This window comes from Bradyrhizobium sp. Rc2d, from assembly GCF_900099855.1.
In the GTDB taxonomy this organism is placed as follows: Bacteria; Pseudomonadota; Alphaproteobacteria; order Rhizobiales; family Xanthobacteraceae; genus Bradyrhizobium.
This window is the reverse complement of the sequence record NZ_FNCU01000061.1, coordinates 30,813-48,847: the sequence shown is the minus strand read 5'-3', so window position 1 is coordinate 48,847 and position 18,035 is coordinate 30,813. Positions and strand designations below refer to the sequence as shown.

Below are 18,035 nucleotides of genomic sequence, written 5' to 3'. Positions count from 1 at the left end.
AGAGCTTGCCTGGCTTCATGTTGCCCATCTCAGGCTGCTGACAAGACGCCTCGCTGCACCCTAAAAAGCTCGCCGCCCTTTTTGAGTCAGGCTCTGAGGTCCGTTGCCTTGCAAGGCAGGACGCTGGGCGCCCTGCTCGCCGTCGGCTCGATCGTCGCCTATGTGGCGACGACCCGCGCATATCTCGAATACAAGCCCATAACCTACCCCCTCCTCGTGCTCTTTGTTCTAGGAGTCGTCGTGGCGACGCAGCCAGGACGGATTGTCGCCTCTCCGTGGCCTGCAAAGATCGTCCGGTTTTTCGCCGGGTATTCCTTCACCCTCTATCTCATTCATCACACCCTGATGTATCCGGCCTTCCTGCTCTGGAAAGATGGCGGATGGCTGATCTTTATCCCAGCCGTCTTGGTAGCGAACGTTGTCGCTGCAGTCGTTGCCACGTACACCGAAAGCCGGCACAAGCAGCTTGCGCAATGGCTCCAGCGTAGGATCTCGCGTATTCAGTTCTATGTCCGCGGCGAGCCAGGCATCCGGATCCGCGATGCCCAATGAGCGCGATGCTGTGGAAGCACGTGCGACCATATTACGGTGAGCACCCGTCACCGTAATTTGGAGCGGTTCGCATGTTCAAGTGCGAGTGCGGCGAACAGACTTGGACCGAGGATCTTGGACCGAGGATAAAGAGTGAGGCCGCCAACTGAGGCGGCCTTAATTCATCTTGCGGCGGAGCTTCTTGGCTAGCTTCCTTTGGTCGTCGCCGTACTCTTTGGCAGCTTGCCGCGCTTGCTTGGTGCGATCTCGGAAAGTGTTTGGAGGAGGCATCTTTGCTATCGCTTCTTCCAGTTCGACCGCGATAGCCCTGTAGCGCGCGAGCAGCCTTGCGAACACGTTGCGCTGGAGCTGACTCTTTGCGGCCTTCTGCATGCGCTCGCATTCTGCGATTTGCCCGCGAAGTAGTTCTAAGTGGGCTTGCATGCCTTTCATGACATCATCGGGGGCGAAGGGTCACGGTCCTGGAGCGCCCCTCCCCAATCGTCGTGCGTGAACAGAGCTTGTTGAATGTTGTCAGTACTGAGAATGAATTAGGACACTCCCAAAATCAAGTTAGGACACTGAGGGTTAGATACGGACGGCAGCCGACCGCGCATGAGAACTATACGATGGACCAGAACAAGGCCCGCCCGTAGCTGGCGGGCCGTGTCACACACCTGTGGCATGGCCGTTGCACAGTCGAAACCAACTGGGATTTCAGTGCTCAGTTTGAGAATGAAACGCTGCCGGGACATGTATTTCGAGCCCGGCAGCGTCTTGTTTTAGGACGAGTGGGACAGCCGCCAGCGTGAACCGGCGAACCCGTCCGAAGATGTCCCGTTCGATTTGCCTAGATTTGCTTTCCGCGCATGCAATTGATCACAAACTCTCGCTTTGCGCGACCTTGTCCTTTCATAATCCCACCCGCACTTGAGAAGCCACGTTCGCTAGCGAGCTGCCTGCATCTTTCCAAACTTTGGGGGGAGCCTCCGCGAGGCGTGCTCTGCTGCGCCTGTCCAGCGCCGGTGGTCAGAGCCAGAGTGAGGGAAGCAATTGAAATCAGCCTAATCATTAAACAACTCCCTACATGAAGGATGATCTAATCATTGCAAGGAAAAGATCGGGATGCTTCGCGCCGGAGCCAGTAATGCAAAAGTGGCGGACGCTCGGCACCACGGCGCCAGGGTACTTACGTTTGTCGATAGCCAGCTCAATTGTCGGCGATCGACGCGATGGTGGCGGCTCCCGATCGCTCGTGGATCGTAGCACAGGGGCCCGCCGGCGTGAACCAGCGAGCCTCCACTGCCCTGAGCGCAGCTCTTCCGGCATCAGTAGCCATAGAGCTTGGCCAGCAGGAGGCTTCCCTTAATCGCCCAACAGGCGAGCCAAATTCTTCACGTCGACCCGCTCGTCCGTGATGCTCCAGAGACAGACATGGCCCACTCCGCTTGGCGCAGAATTGCGCGTGTCGAGGCGGCGCGTGGATCGCGGCGGGTCAAAGGCTCAAAGGTGCCAATCCACCGCTTGAGCCGGATATTCGGCATAGGAACGTTTCGACCGGCAGGGAATCCTACAAGCGCAATCCATCCAGTGTTCCCTGTGGATCAAACGATGGAAAAAGCGCTCGCATACGCCATCTCGGTGGCCCTCGTCGGCTTCGGTGTCTTGATCTTTTTCGCCGGCCTGTCCTCCAGTTCGCCTGCCTTATGGACAATCGTTGCGCTGGTCCCGATCACCATCGGGCTCGTGAGCGCCTTTGGCCCCGTGTGACGGGACGTGGAAATCAGGCCTCAGATCAGTCATTGCTCGGGCGGCCGCGCCAAGTGCTTCTTTGGGCGATCGGGTTTTGCCGATGATAATTTGGGTTTAGCAGTCCGGCGAGTTGCTGCGGCCGGTTTGCGGTCGACGCTATGCCCCTGTTGCATGTGCTCGGCTGCGATGACGCGGGATCGCAAATTTTCTAACTCGGAAAGCCCGGAAACAAGCTCGTCGACACGCTGCTTCAGAACAGCGGTGCGATCACAAGCGCCCATTAAACGCCCCCACGACACCCAAAGACCCGACCGGACAACCGGGACAATTATGCAATCAACAAATGCGGTGTCGAGGCGACGGTTCCTATTGAAAGTGCTGCACTGTGGTGACGGCCCCGGCCGTGGGGGCTTTTAGGTGGGTCGAGGCCGGGGCCGCTGGAGGTGCTTGGACCTTTGGGGAAGGCCAAAGCCCAGACTAGGAAAAAACGGCAACCACATCTGTTCGCTTTCGAACATTGCCTGGACCGTTCCATTACGGGGAACGGAGTCATTGCAAATGAAGGACTCTCTGGCCCAGTTCGAGAAACTCCGGAAAGATGCAGTCCCCTTCGCGATACTGGGTCGCGCCGATATGGCCCCAAGTGATTTGCTGGACGCCTCTTCAGCTTTCCGGGGCTGAAGCTGTGGCTGGCATACTCAGCGGAGCTCCGCCAACCGAAACGGGCCCGACAGGCTTCGCTTCCCGCACCATCCGTTTGCGCATCGCTGCGGACAGTCCATAGCGAGCATGCGCCCTTCGAATGGAGGACGTGACGTCCGACATCAATGCACTTTGCAGCGTGTCGACCTTGGCGATCAGCGTCGACAGCTGCGACGATATCTTCCTCACGTCGACCCGTTCCTCCGTAATGCTCTGTCGCAGGGAAAGCAGCACCAATGAATCCTGCTGCAGCAGAGCTGCATTCTGCTGCGCTGAATCATTGTTCTCCTTCAGCAAGGCAGTCTGTCGCTGCTGGGCCGACTGAATGTCCTTCAAGGCAGCGACGACCGGATCCGGTTTTGCCGCGGAAGCCTTTTGGCGCGGAAGAAGTTCAGCCAGGCTGCTGACATTCAACGACGGAAAACCAGACGGCAACGTATAGATCGCCGCCGAGCCATTGATGGCCAAGGCACACACGGACAGGGCCAGGACCGATTTCCGGCTGGACCGCTTGATCGGCACTGGAGCTTCCGCGGCTGCGGGTTCGTGTGCTGCTGCGGCGGCTGCAAGTGCTGCAGGGTCGAGCTCTTCAGCGAAGCCTTCCGTTTCGAAAGTCGTGGTCACGTGCATTGACCCCAATGAGCGAGCAAAAGGAAGCCGCCCCCTGGAGCGTCCTCACGACGACTCCTTTACGCAGCACCCATACACAACTGTCTAAAATTGTGGGCTTTTTGGATTAATTCCACGTTAGCGGCCTGGCCGGCTGACGGGCTCTGCGACCCCGGCCAATTACGGGGTTAAGCCCCTCACCCCATGGCCAGCAGCAGATTTCTTCGCAGCGGATTTTCCGAAGAATGGCAGCATGCCACTGTTTTGCCCGACGCGTCAACCGGATTTCGCGACGGATGCAGAAGGCATTGTAACAGCAGCACTTAGCTACTGTGCATGGGGTTGTTTTTACGTTTTTGGCTAGTCGCTCAATCGATAGATGAGCTCGGGTACCAACTCCTTCACCAATCAATGCGCAGTGGCCGATCGGTTAGGCGGCGGATTCCAGACTCCGCTCAGACAGGTTCAACTCTTATGCGCAGCCAATTTGGTCCCACGGTAAAATGGGAACGGGGCGCGATGATCCATTGCGCCCATCCTGTCTCTTCGCCCCTTCGCTCGCAGACTACAAACCTGGCCCTGTCGGGCTGGGAACGCGTCTGGGCGACACAGTTGTTCGTCGCTTGACCTGCGCGTTGGCGTCCAGCACCTTGTCGCCAGCTCGTGCGGCTCGCGGCCGGCTGATCTGGTCCGAAATGCTCGTGCCCCTCCCTGGCTGACCTTCTGAACCACCTTGAGCCTGTGTTGCCGACCTGTTTCGGGAGGACGCCAGGCCAGTGGTCATTTGATCCTCATTGCTCGTGCCGCTCCCAATCGCGCCGATCGGCAGACCGTTTTGGGCATGACCAACCCCGGCATTTCTCGCGGCCTGGGCTGCCGAGCGCGACTTCGCAGGCGTGGCGGGCTGAATGTTCGGATTCGTCGGTTGGCGGTTGGCGCCCAGATTTCCGCCAGTGGCGGTGTCTTTCGTCCCCAGCCCTGGGGGCGCTGAGGCAGCCGCATTGCCTGCACTCGTCCCCATTCCAGAAGGTGCCGACCCGCCAGCGCTGGCGCTACCCGCCCCCGTCCCCATGCCCGCTCCGGCGGACCCTGCATTTCCGCCGCCTGCTTGTGCCAGGACCAACAGACATGAGCTTACGACAATCGCGACAATGACCGGAGGGATGGCATGGGACATCGGACAATCTCCATCGCCAAGCCAATTAACTATAATTGTGGCACAGGGTTCCCGCTACGAATTCGCAGTTGAAGAAGCGGTCGCTGAGATAGTTCTAGTTCTGCCAACCGAAGCAGGCCAAAGCCGTGCCGTCCGGCCCGACTGGACCACGAAATCAAATACGACAACGACGCGGACACGTGATCCGCGCTGGAGATGACGTCAAGCTGCTGACGAAGGCGCGAGCGCCCTACCCCTCATCCAGCAGCTCGAACAACTCCTCCACCCGCTCGAGCGGCGCGTCCCGCATCGGGCTGTGATAGACGACGCGATCGCCGTCGCGTTGCAGTGACTTGCCCCGCAACTTCCGCAAGCGCCCCGGCAGGAACGTCGCGGCGACCGCTCCGGGACCGACGTCGAGGCGGATGATGCCTCTGCGTTTGCATTCGATCCTGAGCCAGGCTGCGGCGAAGAAGTCGCGCGCCACTTTCGGCAGCGGGCCGAAGCGGCGGGAGGTTTCTTCCTCGAGGTCGTCGAGGTCGTCCTCGTCATTGCATCGCGCGGCACGCGCATAGAGTTCCAGCCGCACGGGCTCGGACTGCACATAGGTGTCGGGCAGCATGTCCCCGACCGGCAGATTGAGGTCTGGCACCCACACTGCGGCCCGGCCCTCATCGACCTTCTCCGAGGCCATTTTCAAGAGGTGGCTGTAGAGCACGGGCCCGAACACCTGGACATGGCCGGATTGCTGCTCCGAGAACAGGTCTCCCGCACCTCTGAGATCGAGGTCGCGCTCGCTGATGGCAAAGCCGGCGCCGGGTCGGCTGAACTCCTCGAGCACTGCCAGCCGCTTCTCGGACTGCCCGGACTCCGTCTCGGTCAGCAGATGGGCGAAGGAGCGGATGCCGCCACGGCCGACGCGGCCACGGAGCTGGTGCAGCTGGGCAAGGCCGAACTTTTCGGGCCAGCACACCACGATGGTGTTGGCGCGGGGAATGTCGAGGCCGCTCTCCACGATGTTGGTCGCGAGCAGGACATCGGCCCTGCCCTCGACGAAGCTCATCATGCGGTCGTCGATCTCGTCGGCCGCCAGTCTGCCGTGCAGACAAACGATGCGCAGGTCGGGAGCCACCGCCTGCACCCGCGCCAGCATGGGATCGAGATCCTGGATGCGCGGACAGATCAGAAAACTCTGGCCGTGACGCCGCTGCTCGCGCAACAGCGCGGAAGCGATTGCAGCATCCGAGAGCGGTGCGATCCGGGTTGCGACCGGAAGCCGGTGCACCGGCGGCGAAGCGATCACGCTAAGGTCGCGGAAGCCGGCAAGGCCGGCGGCGAGCGTCCGCGGGATCGGCGTCGCGCTCATCATGAGCACGTGAACGTTCTTGGCGAGCCCGGCGAGCTTGGCCTTTTCGGCCGCTCCAAAATGCTGCTCCTCGTCGATGATGACGAGGCCGATATCATCGAACTTGACGTCCTTGCCGGTGAGCGCCTGCGTGCCGATCACGACCTTGATCCGGCCGCTGCGCAGTCCCTCCTTGGTCTCGCGCAGCTCCGCGCCTGATGTCGCCCGCGACAGGTTGCCGACCTCGATGCCGAACGGAGCGAAGCGCTTCTGGAACGTTGCGACATGCTGCCGTGCCAAGACCGTCGTCGGCACCGCGACCGCCACCTGCTTGCCGGACAGCACCACGGCGGCGGCCGCCCGCAGCGCCACCTCGGTCTTGCCAAAGCCGACGTCGCCGCAAATCACCCGGTCCATGGGGTGACCGGAGGCAAGATCATCCAGCACGTCGGCGATCGCCTTGGCCTGGTCGCTCGTCGTGAAATAAGGGAAGCGCGCCACGAACTTCTCGTAGGCCGATCCCGGCGGAACCAGCTTTTCGGCGCGCCGCCGCCGGCGCTGGCTGATGTGCTTGGCCAGAAGCTTGCCCGCGATCTGGATTTCGCGTTCGGCTGAGGTGCGGCGTGCCCACCATGTGCTGCCGTCCGCCTTGTCGAGCGCGAGCTTGCCGAGCTCGGCTGAGTAAGGCCACATCAAAGCGAGATCGGGCGGCGGCACCAGCACCGCATTGTCGCCTGCGAACTTCAGGCGGATCATCTCCCGCAGCGCGCCGCCGCCGGTGTTCACCGTTTGCAAGCCGTCGAGCACGCCAAGGCCGCGCTGGAGATGGACGACCACCGTGCCCTGCTCGGGCACATCGGCATGATCGAAAGCCGCACTCCAGGCGCGCGCCATCGGCTGGGGATGATGCGCCCGACTGCCGAGCACGTCGGACGCCGTCACGATGGCAAGAGGCTTTTTCCCCGGCAGGACGAAGCCCGCATCGAGATCGGCCAGCAGCGCCGTCTCGCCGTTCCGCCCGCTCGTCACCTCGTCCCAGTCTTCGCAGCGCTGCGCCTTGACGCCGCTCATCCGCTCCATCACGCGCAGATCATCCTCCTGCGCCGCGACGAGAATCAGGCGCGAACCCGCCCGCCGCATCTCCTCGACGAACGTCCGCAGCGCCTTCCTTGCAGATGTCAGCTTCGAAAATTCCGGCGTGGTCTGGAACGGCGCCGTCCGCGGCAATGCCTTCATGCCCTTGGCGAGCCGTTTCCAGTCAGCCCGCCCGAGATATTCGCGCTCCCGCTCCGCGCGGGGCGCGGCTTCCTCGATCGTGCTGAGCCAGGCGTCGGCGTGCAACGGCACGCCTGCATCGGCGATCCATTTGGCGCGCCCGCAATAATCGAACAGGCTCGCGCGCTTGCCGCGTTTGCCGGCGAAGGCAAGCCGCTCCGACATGGGATCGACCAGAAGCTCACTGGTCTCGAAAATGATGTCGTGCTCTTTCGGATCGAACGCCACGATCCGTCTTATCGCGCGATCCGAATGCTCGATCCGGAACGGCCCCAGCGCGCCTGCGGGAAATATCTCGAAGGTCTGGCCATGAAACAGCGCCCCGCCCGGATAGTCCGGCTCGTCGTCGAGATCATATCCGAGAGCTTCAAGGCGCGCCTCGAGGTCCCGCTCGGAAAACGCGCCGCCCACCTTCAAGCTCACGCTCAGGCGCGACAGGCTCGCAGGCGGCGGCAGGCGCTCCATCACGGCTTCCGCCGTCGAAACCAGAAACAGCGGCTTCTTGGATTTTGCGAGACGTCGCAGGACCGAGGCTCGGCGCCCCGCGAGTTCGTGGGATGGCTCCAACTGATCGAACGGCAAGGTGTTCAAACGCGGAAACACCAGAACCTCGCAGGAAGGGTCGAGCGCGTGAATGACACTGCCCAGCCGCTCGGCCCTGTTCTCGCTCTCGGCAAGAAAAACGAGACCGCTGCGTCCGGACTGCTTCCATTGTGCAAGCAGATGGAGGGCCATCATCCCGAGGGGCGACGAAGACGAGATCGTTGCGCGCTGCGACCCCTTGCTCTTCTTGGGCGACTTCTTGGTCGCCCGCGCGTTTTTGGAAAGCCTCACTTGAATCCGTCTCTGGTCGTAAACCGCCGGCAACTGAACGCGAGCCGCTCTCATCCTGATTCGGCTGCTCGGCGCCATGCATATGGGATTTGCCCGGCGAACGCACGCTCGTGGGCAACGTCCGGGACGTCATCCGCGATCCCGGCAGCTTGGCCGTTGATCCCCCAGCAGATCGGAACTGGCTCCGTTCCGACGCGTGAAATGCGGTCCATGCTCTCGACGCGAAAGTCAATACAATCGAGACGCTCTACTCACTGGCAGGCACGAAAAAGCCCCAGCGCTTGGAGCCACGCTGGGGCGTTCGTTCAAAATGAAGCGGTTAAGCAATGACGTCTTCATAGCAGCGATCTTGCCGAGCGTTTGTGAACTGGTTCACACGATTTGCACCAAAACGACCTCAGTGCGAAGGCGCTGAGGTCGCCAACCTTTGTGGGGAAGGTTTTCTCGCGGCCCGGGGGCTTTTGGGGTTGGGGATGGGCCGTGAGCCTAGAATCTACGCGCGCCGAGCGAAGTCGTTCCAAGAAAGTCGGCCAGATGTCTGCCGGCGCGGTCGGCGCACTGATGATCCGACCTGCCGGAACTGGGTACCGCATCCTTCCGGTTTGAGCATGCACACGCCGCGCGCTAGAATCTCTCTTTTACGGAGGTTCATTTGAAACCATTCATTTTCATCGCGGCCATCGCACTGCTTGCAACGGCTCCCGCACGCTCACAGGCGCTGGTCGACCCAAGCAAGGTTGCCCCCGAATATCGGGAGGCGGCCGAGAAGCGCCGGGCCGAGCAGCTGCGGCAGCGCGAATGCGCGATGAAGGCGGATCTCGAGAAGGTGCTGCCCAGGGATCGCACCGCCTATCTCAACCACTGTCTGGACACCATGGCCGCCAAGCAATAGCGGCTGCGCGCATTCTGCGAACAGCGGCCCACTTACCCGCATTGGCTGTCACCAAGCCTGTCCGACAAGCCGGGAAGACATTCAGGCTTTCTTCCATTTGGGATCACCTGAACACCCCACTTCAACAGTCATTGTCGATCGCGCATGAGTTTCGTCCAGATTCAGTGCACGCGCTGCAAGGGCGTGTTTCGCGATCGCGCCGGCCGGTTGCAGGACGGCTATTCCAGGCAATGTCCGAGCTGCGAAGTGGTGCTGTTCTTCGCAGAGGATTCCCAATACCCCTTCATCAAGCGCGCGATGCGCAATGCGCGCACGGCCCGCAAGGAGCAGCACGAGGTCGAGGTCGTCAGATTCGCGGCGCCGGAACCGCGCATGGCCCGGTCGAGGTCATTTGCCGGGCGGACGCGATCGGCGGGGCGAGAGGATTAGCTCACCGCCGCGGCTTTCGCGGAAACAGGCGGTCGCGGATGTAGCGCGAGGTCGGCGTCAGGCGGATGCCGCGGGGCTTCTGCCAGGCGGCGCGGTCGATCTCCTTCTTGTCGCCGATCGCTAGCCTGCCCTTGGCGCCCTTGGCGATGAAGATCGCATCGCTCATCTTGCGGCCGGAGCGCTTGTTTCTCGCCTTCACTTCCTTCCAAAGACTGATCCGGCCGAGCTTCAGCTCGGGCAGCTCTTCCTTGATCTCCCGCCGCAGGCAGTCCTTCGCGGACTCACGCGCACGCTTGCGGCCGCCTGGGAACATCCAGAGGCCGTCCGACCGGCGTCGGACCAACAACACCTTGCCGCGCCTTGCGGCAACCAGCTTGGAAGACTTCGCCATTACTGCCGTAGATCGAGACCAGAATCGTCCAGATCGTAACTTGTCTAGTCGAACAGACAAGTTCGGGGCGCATTTTGATCGCAGGCCACGGAGCCGTGCGCTCCTGGTGCGACATGGCGGACCGAGCGCGCCGTCGCGGCGCGAGATCAGCCCTCGCTCACCTTCGGACGGTCCTCCGTCCTGATCCAGGCCATCATCATCTCCCAGGCCACCGACAGGATGATCGGCCCGATGAACAGGCCGACGATGCCATGGGCGAGGGTGCCGCCGATCACGCCGACGAAGATCACGATGGTCGGCGTGGTCAGGCCGCGCCCCATGACGAGCGGCTTCAGCATGGTGTCGATGAAGCCGACCAGGACGAGAAACACGGTGAGCAACAGCGCCGTGGTGACGTCCTTGGCGGTCCAGATCCAGATGATCACCGGCAGCAGCACGAGGAAGGCGCCGATTTGCACGATCGAGAGCAGCAGCACGATGAAGGCGAGAAGGCCGGCGCTCGGCACGGCCGCGAGCTTGAAGCCGAAGCCGGCGAGCAGCGCCTGCACCACCGCGACGCCGATCACGCCTTGCGCCACGGCGCGGATGGTCGCGCCCGCAAGCTCCAGGAAATGCTCGCTCTGCTCGGGCACGATCCGGAACAGGAAGCTGCGGCCGGCCGCAACCAGCCGCGGCCCGTGCGGAAACAGGAAGCCGGCGACGAACACGGACAGCAGGAACTGGACCGTTCCGAGACCGGCATCGCCCGCGAGCGACAGCAGCGGTCCCGCCAGCGGCTGAAGATACGGCGCCACCTCGCGCAGCACCGCGCGGATATTGGTGTAGGCCTGGTCCCAGAGATCATAGAGCCAGGGGCCGACCACTGGCCACGATTTGAGCTGCTCCGGCGCCGACTGCAGCGCGAGGTCGCCGGTGCTAAGCTGGTGCGCCAGCTCCCGCACACCGTCGACGGCGCTGAGGCCGAGCCAGGTCGCAGGGCCGATGACGATGCCAAGCGTGATCAGGGTCAGGATCGCTGCCGCGGTCTTCGGCCGGCCGCCGAGGATCTTGGCGACCCAGCTGAAGGCCGGATAGAACGCGACCGCGAGCACGCCGCTCCAGGCCAGGATCGGCACGAACGGGCGGATGATCAGGAAGGTCCAGATGATCAGCAGGGCGAGCAGGCCGAGCCGGATCACGAGCTGGATGATATCCTCACCCGTCAGGAGCTGACGGAGACTTTTCACGGCTACTGCTTTCCCTGCGACATGAACGCAACTTCCGGCGCTTGCGAGGCCTAGCCGTTATTGCCAGCAACAAGCCGGGCGTCAAGGCGACCGGTTCCCGCAAGATCCGCCGACTAGGAACGCATCGGACGAATCGGCATTCTGAGGACGATGACGGCCGAACCCAGAGAGCTTGATGCACATGCGGGGATTTACCGCGGCGTCCACTATTCGCTGAAGCGGAATGCCGCGCCGGGCTACTGGCGCTATGCCTATGCGATCGGCGACAGGGTCCGCTCCGGGCGGGTGCAAGGCAAGCTCCCGCTGCTCGCCATCAGGCGCGTGCAGATGCGCATTGACCGGGACTTGCGGCCTGGCTTGGCTAACGCCCGTTAAGTGGATTTCTCCGGGCCAGTTTACGCCGCTGCAAAGGCCCGTGGTTACCGTGGGTTGAGGTCCCCAAAAAACATTCTGTGCAATGGCCAACAGCATCTGGACGATCGAAGAATTCACCTGTGCGGGTTGCAGCATGAGCTACACCGCGACAAGGGAAGAACATGCCGAAGCGCATTCCGGCAGCTTCAAGTGCAGCATCTGTAGCAGTGTGGTGCATAGCTGGTCCGGCAAGCATCACTTCTTCGGCTGGGAAGCGGTGAAGACCAAGCCGCCCGTGTTCGGACGGCGCTGGGCGGGCGTTGGACGGTAGGCCCGAGGCATCGGTTCGCGCTCGCCGTCGTTGCCCAGCGAAAGCCGGGTATCCCCTCGCCCATCGACCGCATTGTGAGCCGCGATCAGCCGCCGCCGAAATTGGAGGGATCGAGATTCCTGTTCTCCGACGGCGGGATCGGCGGATGACCGGGAAACCTGTACCAGCCGGGCGGCACGACCGCGCGCGTGTCGGGGCGGACCACGACATGGTGCCGCGGATGCGCGTAATGCCTCGGCGCTGCGGCAGCCGAGGTGCACGCTGACATCAGAACAATCAAAGCCAAGACAGAGCGCATCGCACGGGCTCCTGACGTCCCGCCCATCATGTGGTCAGCAGAACCTGCTCGCACCATTCATCTGCGCGTCACAACCGGTCACATCGGCGAGATCGCCGGAAAATCTGCCCAATTGCGCCGTAGGCGTTTGGACTCCGTTCACCGATCGCCGCTAGATCAGGGCGGATCCTCCGCGCCGAACATCAGCCATGGCCGACCTCAACGCCGTCCTCACCAGGCTCAACGACCGTCTGCTCCGTCTCGAGGGCGAGCTGTTCGTGCTGCGCTCGCTGGCACGCGCAACGCTGACGGCAGGCGATGATCACGCGGCGCGCATGCGCAAGCTGGTCGAGGCAGCGAAAGTCGCGCTCGACGACGAGGCCAAGCGTCCGCTCGACAAGCCGACGCGCAAATATGTCGATGCGGCAACCGCACTGGTGGAAGAGCTCCTGGTCGAGCCGACCCCGGCGCGGCCGCTGTTCACGGTCATTGACGGTGGCAGGCGCGACTGAACGGTTCAGACAGGAGACGATGGACCGAGACCCGCGCTTTCGGCCTTCAGCCGGCTGAGGCCTGCCTCGATGATTGCGATCTCCTCGTCGATCTGGCCAATTAGCAGGCTGAAATCATAGCCCGACCTGCTCTTCAGATCGACGGCGAGCCGCTGCCGGTGCATCATCAACTCGTCGAGGCCACGCCGGTTCTTCAGTCGGACATAGGTGTCGACGATCTGCTCAATCGCGCTGGGCATGAAATTGGTCCCGGCCAAAAGGCCCGCGCGGCGCACCCACGCCGGCGAGACATTCTCAGGTCGCGGTACGCAATACAAATCCGCGACGGATTCGTCGATACGCCAGGCTGGTTGAGAACGTATTACCATCAGATGATTTCGTGATGCGCTGTGCATTGTTGATAACCCGCGCAAACGCAGCGCGGGTGGTGACAGGACGTCCGGACGTGTTATCGGGGGATGACGCAGCTGCGAGACAGATCGGACACCCATGCGCATTACCCTCGTCGGCTCCCGCCATTTCGGCGTGACCACCCTGAACATGCTCCGGGAGCACAGTGTCTCGATCGTGCGGGTCGTGGTGGCCGATGCAGAGGATCGCCTCGCCGCTGCCGCCAGGGCGGCCGGCATCGAGGTGGCGGTCCAGGCCAATCCGAAGCTGGTGGTGGCCTCCGAGATTGGCTCCGATACGGATCTGATCATCACGGCGCACAGCCACGCCCGGATCGGCAAGGACGCGCTCGCCGCCGCCACGTATGGCGGGATCGGCTATCACCCTTCGCTATTGCCGCGTCACCGCGGCAAGGCGGCCGTGGAATGGACCATCAAGGAAGGCGATCCGGTCGCCGGCGGCACGATCTACCACCTCGCCGACCGCATGGACGCGGGCGCCATCGCCGCCCAGGACTGGTGCTTCGTCAAAAAGGGCGAGACTGCGCGGGAGCTCTGGGAGCGCGCGCTGGCGCCTCTCGGCCTCAAGCTGCTGGCCGACGTGATTGACTACATCAAGGTTCACAAGGCGCTGCCGGCCAAAGTTCAGGACGAGCAGTTCGCGACCTCGGCGCCGAGTCTCTACTGACGTTTACCCTTAACGTGAACCCGCGTTGATTCTGCTTCGAAAATCGGAGCCAAGAACCCAAATAAACCATTGTTCCCACAGGAACAATTTTCGATTTGGCATTGCAACAAATTTCCGTCACATTTCGTCCGAATAAACGTCAGCATATCAGACAAGTTCAAGGACGGAATTCATGCGTTTTGGTCGCATTGCGGTGTTCTGTGCCGCCTCAGTTTTCGCCGGCACCCTCGCCGCTCCCGCCTTCGCCCAAGGTCCCTATGACGGCAATTGGCAGGTCACGATCGTGACCAAGAGCGGCTCCTGCGAACCGACCGCAAGCTCCATGCTGACGGTTGCCGACGGCAAGATCACCGCGCCCGGCGCTAACGTTTCCGGCACCATCGGCCGTGAGGGACTTGTGAAAGTTTCGATCAATGGTGCATATGCCAACGGTCAACTCAACGGCAACGCCGGATCGGGGAAGTGGAATGGAGCATCTGCAGGCATACCATGCAGCGGGCGGTGGGAAGCATCGCGCCAATAAACCAACTGAGGCTCGCGCTCGAGGCCGGCGGCTGCTGATCGCGGCCGCCGTTTTGTTTGTGGCGGGTATCGCCCACACTGAAAGCAAGGCCCAGGCCGGCCCGTTTGCCCCGATGGCAGGCAGCTGGAGCGGCGGCGGTACTGCCGTCCTCGACGACGGCTCGACCGAACGGATCCGCTGCCGGGCCAAATACGCCCCGATCGGCCCGACCATGGAAATGTCGCTGACCTGCGCCAGCGACGCCTACAAATTCCACCTCTCCGCCAGTGTCCGCGCCGAAGGCAGCGCCATCACCGGCAGCTGGGCCGAGGCCAGCCGGAACATCTCCGGCTCACTTCAGGGCCGTGGTGGCGGCGGAAACTTCGAGGTGGTCGCCTCCGCCGCCGGCTTCAACGCCAATATCGCGCTGAGGACGAGCGGCAACAAGCAGACCGTCACGCTGCGCGCCGACAGCCAATTCCGCGGCGCCAACATCTCGATGACGCGCTGAGCCAGATCACATTCAAGGCCATCGACCCGGCGACCTCGCCGGGTCTTTTTTATGCATTCGGCACGAACGCCGTGACCTCGATCTCGACCTTGGCCCGCTCGTCCACGAGACCGCCGATGTAGAGCAGCGTCGAGGGCGGGAAATTGCGTCCCAGCGTTTCCTTCCAGGCCGCGCCGATGCCGGCCCCGGCGGCCTCATACTCGCTGCGGCTGGTCAGGTACCAAGTCAGGCGAACGATGTGCTCCGGGCCCGCGCCGGCCTCGCCCAGAAGCTTGATGATCCGCTTCAGCGCGGTCGCAACTTGCGCCGCCATGTCGGGCGCGTAGTTGCCGCTCTCGTCGCCGCCGGTCTGCCCGGCCAGCACCACCCAACGCCCCGGCCCGTCGACCACCACGCCATGGGAAAAGCCGCGCGGTTTTTTCCAATCGGCCGGCTGCAAGATGCGCATGAGCGAAGACCTCCCGATTTTCTCGTTGTTCGCTGACGCCTTAGCACACCGAGCTGCATCGCTGCATCCGCAGATTTGACCGTTGCAAACCGCAGCGATGTCGCTGATACCGGCTTTCCCCTCAGGCACGATTTCCCGCACTCACACCTATGACCGCGACAGCGTCCAAATCGATGGCTGCACTTTGGATGGCCGGCTGGCTCGCGCTGATGCTGGTCATGGCGGTTGCCGGCCGCGAGACCACGAGCGAGCTCAACGTCTTCCAAATCATGGAAGTGCGATCTGTGATCGGGTTGTTCCTGCTTCTGCCCATCATCTACCGCGCCGGCGGCTTCAAGGCGGTCGCGACCAAACGCCTGCCGCAGCACCTCGCGCGCAACGGGGTCCACTATTTCGCGCAGCTCGGCTGGTTCTACGCACTGGCGCTGATCGGGATCGGCCAGGTCGTCGCGATCGAATTCACCATGCCGATCTGGACGGCACTGCTGGCCGCAACTTTCCTGTCCGAGCGCATGACCGTCTGGAAGATCGCCGCCGTCGTACTCGGCATCGTCGGCGTCGTCATGATCGTGCGGCCCGCCACCGGCGAGATCAATCCGGGCCAGCTGATCGCGCTTGGGGCCGCGATTGGCTTCAGCATCTCCATGATATTGGCGAAGTCGCTGACCCGGACCGAAAGCGCATTGTCGATCCTGTTCTGGATGATCGTCGTACAGATGGTCGTCGGCCTGCTACCCACGCTCTACGTCTGGACTTGGCCGTCGGCCTCCATGTGGGGTTGGCTCTTCGTCATCGGGGTCTGCGGCACATTTTCGCACTACTGCCTCGCCAGCGCGCTCCGGTACGCGGATGCGACCATCGTGGTGCCGATGGACTTCCTGCGGGTACCGCTCACGGCAACCGTCGGCTGGCTGTTGTATTCGGAGCGCCTCGACACCTTGACCGTACTGGGCGCGGCGCTGATCCTGTGCGGTAATCTCCTCAATTTAAGGCCGCCATCAGTGGTTCCAGCTCGCGCGCGGTGAACCTCGCGCCGCCTCGCGCGACAAAACGAAGTGGCCGTGTGATTTGGATCACGTTGGGGAAGCATTCCATCGTGCACATTCGGCCACACAGCAACGGGTTGAACGCAGCGGACCGCCGTTTTGGTGGCGCGAAGTCGGGGACTTCGTGTAGGTTCGTTGCCAATTTGTTGCTGCCTGCAATTCGATTCTGGGGGATTTCAGAATGCGCTATCTCACCCTCCTCGCTTCGCTGATGTGCATGGCACTGTCGATCAGTGCTGCGAAGGCTGACCGCCGCGTCGCCTTCGTCGTCGGCAACGGCTCCTACAAGAACGTCGCGCAATTGCCGAACCCGCCGATCGACGCCAAGGCGATGGCGGCGACGCTGCGCAATGTCGGCTTCGAGGTGATCGAAGGGTCCAATCTCAGCCGCGACCAGATGACGGAGAAGCTGCTCGATTTCGGCCGCAAGGCGCAGGGCTCTGACATCGCGCTGTTCTATTATGCCGGCCACGGCATTGCCGTCAGCGGCACCAACTATCTCCTGCCTGTCGACGCCGACATCAAGTCGGAGATGGACGTCAAGCTAGGGGCCGCCATCAACATCGACCTGACGCTCGAGCAGACCATGGGTGACGCCAAGGTCAAGCTCGTCTTCCTCGATGCCTGCCGCGACAATCCGTTCGCCGCCAAGATCAAGTCGAACTCGGCGACGCGCAGCGTCAACGTCCAAAGCGGTCTCGCCGAGATGAAGTCCGGCGAAGGCACGCTGATCGCATTCGCCACCGGCCCTGGCCAGACCGCGCTCGACGGCCAGGAGGGCAACAACAGCCCGTTCACCCGTGCGCTGATCGACAACATCACCAAGCCCGGCGTCGAGATTCAGCAGGCGATGACGTCGGTGCGCGCCCAGGTCAATGAAGAGACCCGCAAGGGCCAACTGCCCTGGGGCCACACCAACCTGACCGGCTCCGTCTATCTCAACCAGGCCCCGGCAACGCAAGTCGCCAACGCGGCGCCGACCGCGGCCGGCACCGTGCCGGCGGCAACCGGCGGCGGCTCGGACGGTGTCGAGCTCGAATATTGGCGCTCGGTGAAGGAGTCCAACAAGCCGGAAGAGCTCAACGCCTATCTCGCCGCCTATCCGAACGGTCAGTTCAAGTCGCTGGCGCTGGCACGCCTTGCCGCGATCAAGAGCGGCCCCTCGACCGCGACCCGCACGCTCAACGCTGGTATCGATCCCGCGACCTTTACCGACGAGGCCACCCAGCTCACCGAAGACCAGATCGGCCTCGACAAGAACCAGCGCCGCGACGTGCAGCGTCGCCTCACCGGCCTCGGCTTCGACACCAAGCAGACCGGCGTGTTCAGCGACGAGACCCGCGCCGTGCTCAAGCGCTGGCAAGCAGCGCGCGGCTATCCTTCGTCCGGCTACCTCAATAAGCACCAGCACAAGGCCCTGCTCTCGGAGATCGTGGCCGCACCGCCGACCGCCAGCGATAACAGCCAGAAGGCGGCTCGGCGCGCCAGTGCCCCGCCCCCCAGCAGCGCGCCGGCACCGGCTCCCCAGCGTAGCAACCCCGGCGATGCTGCCGGCGCGGCCTTCGTGGGTGGCGTCGTCGGCGGTATGATGGGCGGCATGTTCCGCCGCTGAGGCAGGACTGCAGCATCAAAACAAAGCCCGGCTCGCGCCGGGCTTTTTCTTTGGTACAACGGTGTCGCAGCATGCTCCGTCATTGCGAGGAGCTCGCGACAAAATTGCAGAGCAATTTTGCGCTGATGCGACGAAGCAATCCAGGCTGTCACCGTGGAAAGATTCTGGATTGCTTCGCGGAGCCTGCCATCGGGCCGCGCTTCGCGCGGACCCGTTGGCTCGC

Annotated in this window: 20 protein-coding genes and 1 tRNA gene; 13 read left to right on the top strand and 8 right to left on the bottom strand. The window is 62.8% G+C overall.

The features are described 5' to 3' along the window. Nucleotides 1–552: hypothetical protein (locus tag BLV07_RS40710; protein ID WP_210187848.1), on the top strand; the 552-nt coding region annotated here is incomplete at its 5' end. Between the two features lie 156 nt (nucleotides 553–708). Here the strand turns inward: BLV07_RS40710 and BLV07_RS40705 are convergent. After that, on the bottom strand, nucleotides 709–984 hold the full coding sequence (locus BLV07_RS40705) for a hypothetical protein (RefSeq protein WP_091897849.1): 276 nt from the start codon (nucleotides 982–984) through the stop codon (nucleotides 709–711). 1,158 nt (nucleotides 985–2,142) lie between these two features. Here BLV07_RS40705 and BLV07_RS48125 point away from each other — a divergent pair. Further along, nucleotides 2,143–2,301 (top strand): hypothetical protein, encoded by a 159-nt coding sequence (locus BLV07_RS48125; protein WP_176946088.1) that lies wholly within the window; start codon nucleotides 2,143–2,145, stop codon nucleotides 2,299–2,301. Between the two features lie 645 nt (nucleotides 2,302–2,946). Here BLV07_RS48125 and BLV07_RS40700 read toward each other — a convergent pair. Next, complete coding sequence (locus BLV07_RS40700; RefSeq protein ID WP_176946087.1) at nucleotides 2,947–3,615, bottom strand: kinetochore Spc7 family protein; 669 nt, start codon at nucleotides 3,613–3,615, stop codon at nucleotides 2,947–2,949. Nucleotides 3,616–4,006: 391 nt separating this feature from the next. Here BLV07_RS40700 and BLV07_RS48120 point away from each other — a divergent pair. Next, nucleotides 4,007–4,079: transfer RNA gene (locus BLV07_RS48120), tRNA-Trp, on the top strand. A gap of 921 nt (nucleotides 4,080–5,000) precedes the next feature. Here BLV07_RS48120 and BLV07_RS40690 read toward each other — a convergent pair. Beyond that, on the bottom strand, nucleotides 5,001–8,108 hold the full coding sequence (locus BLV07_RS40690; protein WP_176946089.1) for a DEAD/DEAH box helicase: 3,108 nt from the start codon (nucleotides 8,106–8,108) through the stop codon (nucleotides 5,001–5,003). A 748-nt stretch (nucleotides 8,109–8,856) separates the two neighbouring features. Between BLV07_RS40690 and BLV07_RS40685 the strand changes: the two genes are divergently transcribed. Both BLV07_RS40685 and BLV07_RS40680 read left to right on the top strand, forming a co-directional pair. Next, nucleotides 8,857–9,096: a hypothetical protein gene (locus tag BLV07_RS40685; RefSeq protein WP_091897837.1), complete on the top strand. Its 240-nt coding sequence runs from the start codon at nucleotides 8,857–8,859 to the stop codon at nucleotides 9,094–9,096. A gap of 144 nt (nucleotides 9,097–9,240) precedes the next feature. Continuing rightward, entirely contained in the window at nucleotides 9,241–9,525 is a 285-nt protein-coding gene (locus BLV07_RS40680) for a hypothetical protein (protein ID WP_091897834.1), read from the top strand. A 1-nt stretch (nucleotide 9,526) separates the two neighbouring features. On the opposite strand, the gene BLV07_RS40675 is transcribed toward BLV07_RS40680, so the two are convergent. Continuing rightward, the gene (locus BLV07_RS40675) at nucleotides 9,527–9,916 is read right to left on the bottom strand and encodes an NUDIX hydrolase (protein WP_091897831.1); all 390 of its coding nucleotides are present in this window, start codon (nucleotides 9,914–9,916) and stop codon (nucleotides 9,527–9,529) included. A gap of 146 nt (nucleotides 9,917–10,062) precedes the next feature. Then, the gene (locus BLV07_RS40670) at nucleotides 10,063–11,142 is read right to left on the bottom strand and encodes an AI-2E family transporter (protein WP_091897828.1); all 1,080 of its coding nucleotides are present in this window, start codon (nucleotides 11,140–11,142) and stop codon (nucleotides 10,063–10,065) included. A gap of 150 nt (nucleotides 11,143–11,292) precedes the next feature. Between BLV07_RS40670 and BLV07_RS40665 the strand changes: the two genes are divergently transcribed. Together BLV07_RS40665 and BLV07_RS40660 are read left to right on the top strand one after the other, a co-directional pair. Further along, nucleotides 11,293–11,517, top strand: coding sequence for a hypothetical protein (locus BLV07_RS40665; RefSeq protein ID WP_091897825.1), 225 nt, complete (start codon nucleotides 11,293–11,295; stop codon nucleotides 11,515–11,517). Between the two features lie 82 nt (nucleotides 11,518–11,599). After that, nucleotides 11,600–11,827 (top strand): hypothetical protein, encoded by a 228-nt coding sequence (locus BLV07_RS40660; RefSeq protein WP_091897822.1) that lies wholly within the window; start codon nucleotides 11,600–11,602, stop codon nucleotides 11,825–11,827. Between the two features lie 85 nt (nucleotides 11,828–11,912). Here the strand turns inward: BLV07_RS40660 and BLV07_RS40655 are convergent, their stop codons facing one another. After that, nucleotides 11,913–12,095 (bottom strand): hypothetical protein, encoded by a 183-nt coding sequence (locus BLV07_RS40655; protein WP_244551390.1) that lies wholly within the window; start codon nucleotides 12,093–12,095, stop codon nucleotides 11,913–11,915. Nucleotides 12,096–12,313: 218 nt separating this feature from the next. Between BLV07_RS40655 and BLV07_RS40650 the strand changes: the two genes are divergently transcribed. Then, complete coding sequence (locus BLV07_RS40650; protein WP_027575377.1) at nucleotides 12,314–12,616, top strand: hypothetical protein; 303 nt, start codon at nucleotides 12,314–12,316, stop codon at nucleotides 12,614–12,616. Nucleotides 12,617–12,621: 5 nt separating this feature from the next. Here the strand turns inward: BLV07_RS40650 and BLV07_RS40645 are convergent, their stop codons facing one another. Next, on the bottom strand, nucleotides 12,622–12,855 hold the full coding sequence (locus tag BLV07_RS40645) for a hypothetical protein (protein ID WP_091897855.1): 234 nt from the start codon (nucleotides 12,853–12,855) through the stop codon (nucleotides 12,622–12,624). A 250-nt stretch (nucleotides 12,856–13,105) separates the two neighbouring features. Here BLV07_RS40645 and BLV07_RS40640 point away from each other — a divergent pair, with 250 nt between their 5' ends. The 3 genes from BLV07_RS40640 (at nucleotide 13,106) to BLV07_RS40630 (ending at nucleotide 14,706) form a co-directional block, all read left to right on the top strand. Further along, complete coding sequence (locus BLV07_RS40640; RefSeq protein WP_091897816.1) at nucleotides 13,106–13,693, top strand: formyltransferase family protein; 588 nt, start codon at nucleotides 13,106–13,108, stop codon at nucleotides 13,691–13,693. Between the two features lie 172 nt (nucleotides 13,694–13,865). Next, nucleotides 13,866–14,216: a hypothetical protein gene (locus tag BLV07_RS40635; protein ID WP_091897812.1), complete on the top strand. Its 351-nt coding sequence runs from the start codon at nucleotides 13,866–13,868 to the stop codon at nucleotides 14,214–14,216. After that, a complete protein-coding gene (locus tag BLV07_RS40630; protein WP_176946086.1) occupies nucleotides 14,161–14,706 on the top strand; it encodes a hypothetical protein in 546 nt (181 codons plus the stop codon). Before BLV07_RS40635 ends, BLV07_RS40630 begins: the two co-directional genes overlap by 56 nt. Before the next feature lie 49 nt (nucleotides 14,707–14,755). Here the strand turns inward: BLV07_RS40630 and BLV07_RS40625 are convergent, their stop codons facing one another. Then, complete coding sequence (locus BLV07_RS40625) at nucleotides 14,756–15,154, bottom strand: RidA family protein (protein WP_091897806.1); 399 nt, start codon at nucleotides 15,152–15,154, stop codon at nucleotides 14,756–14,758. A gap of 149 nt (nucleotides 15,155–15,303) precedes the next feature. Here BLV07_RS40625 and BLV07_RS40620 point away from each other — a divergent pair, with 149 nt between their 5' ends. Both BLV07_RS40620 and BLV07_RS40615 read left to right on the top strand, forming a co-directional pair. Beyond that, entirely contained in the window at nucleotides 15,304–16,179 is an 876-nt protein-coding gene (locus tag BLV07_RS40620) for a DMT family transporter (protein WP_091897803.1), read from the top strand. A gap of 202 nt (nucleotides 16,180–16,381) precedes the next feature. Continuing rightward, nucleotides 16,382–17,812 carry a caspase family protein gene (locus BLV07_RS40615; RefSeq protein ID WP_091897800.1) on the top strand — a complete coding sequence of 477 codons (1,431 nt, stop codon included), beginning with the start codon at nucleotides 16,382–16,384 and terminating at the stop codon, nucleotides 17,810–17,812. Nucleotides 17,813–18,035: the final 223 nt, after the last annotated feature.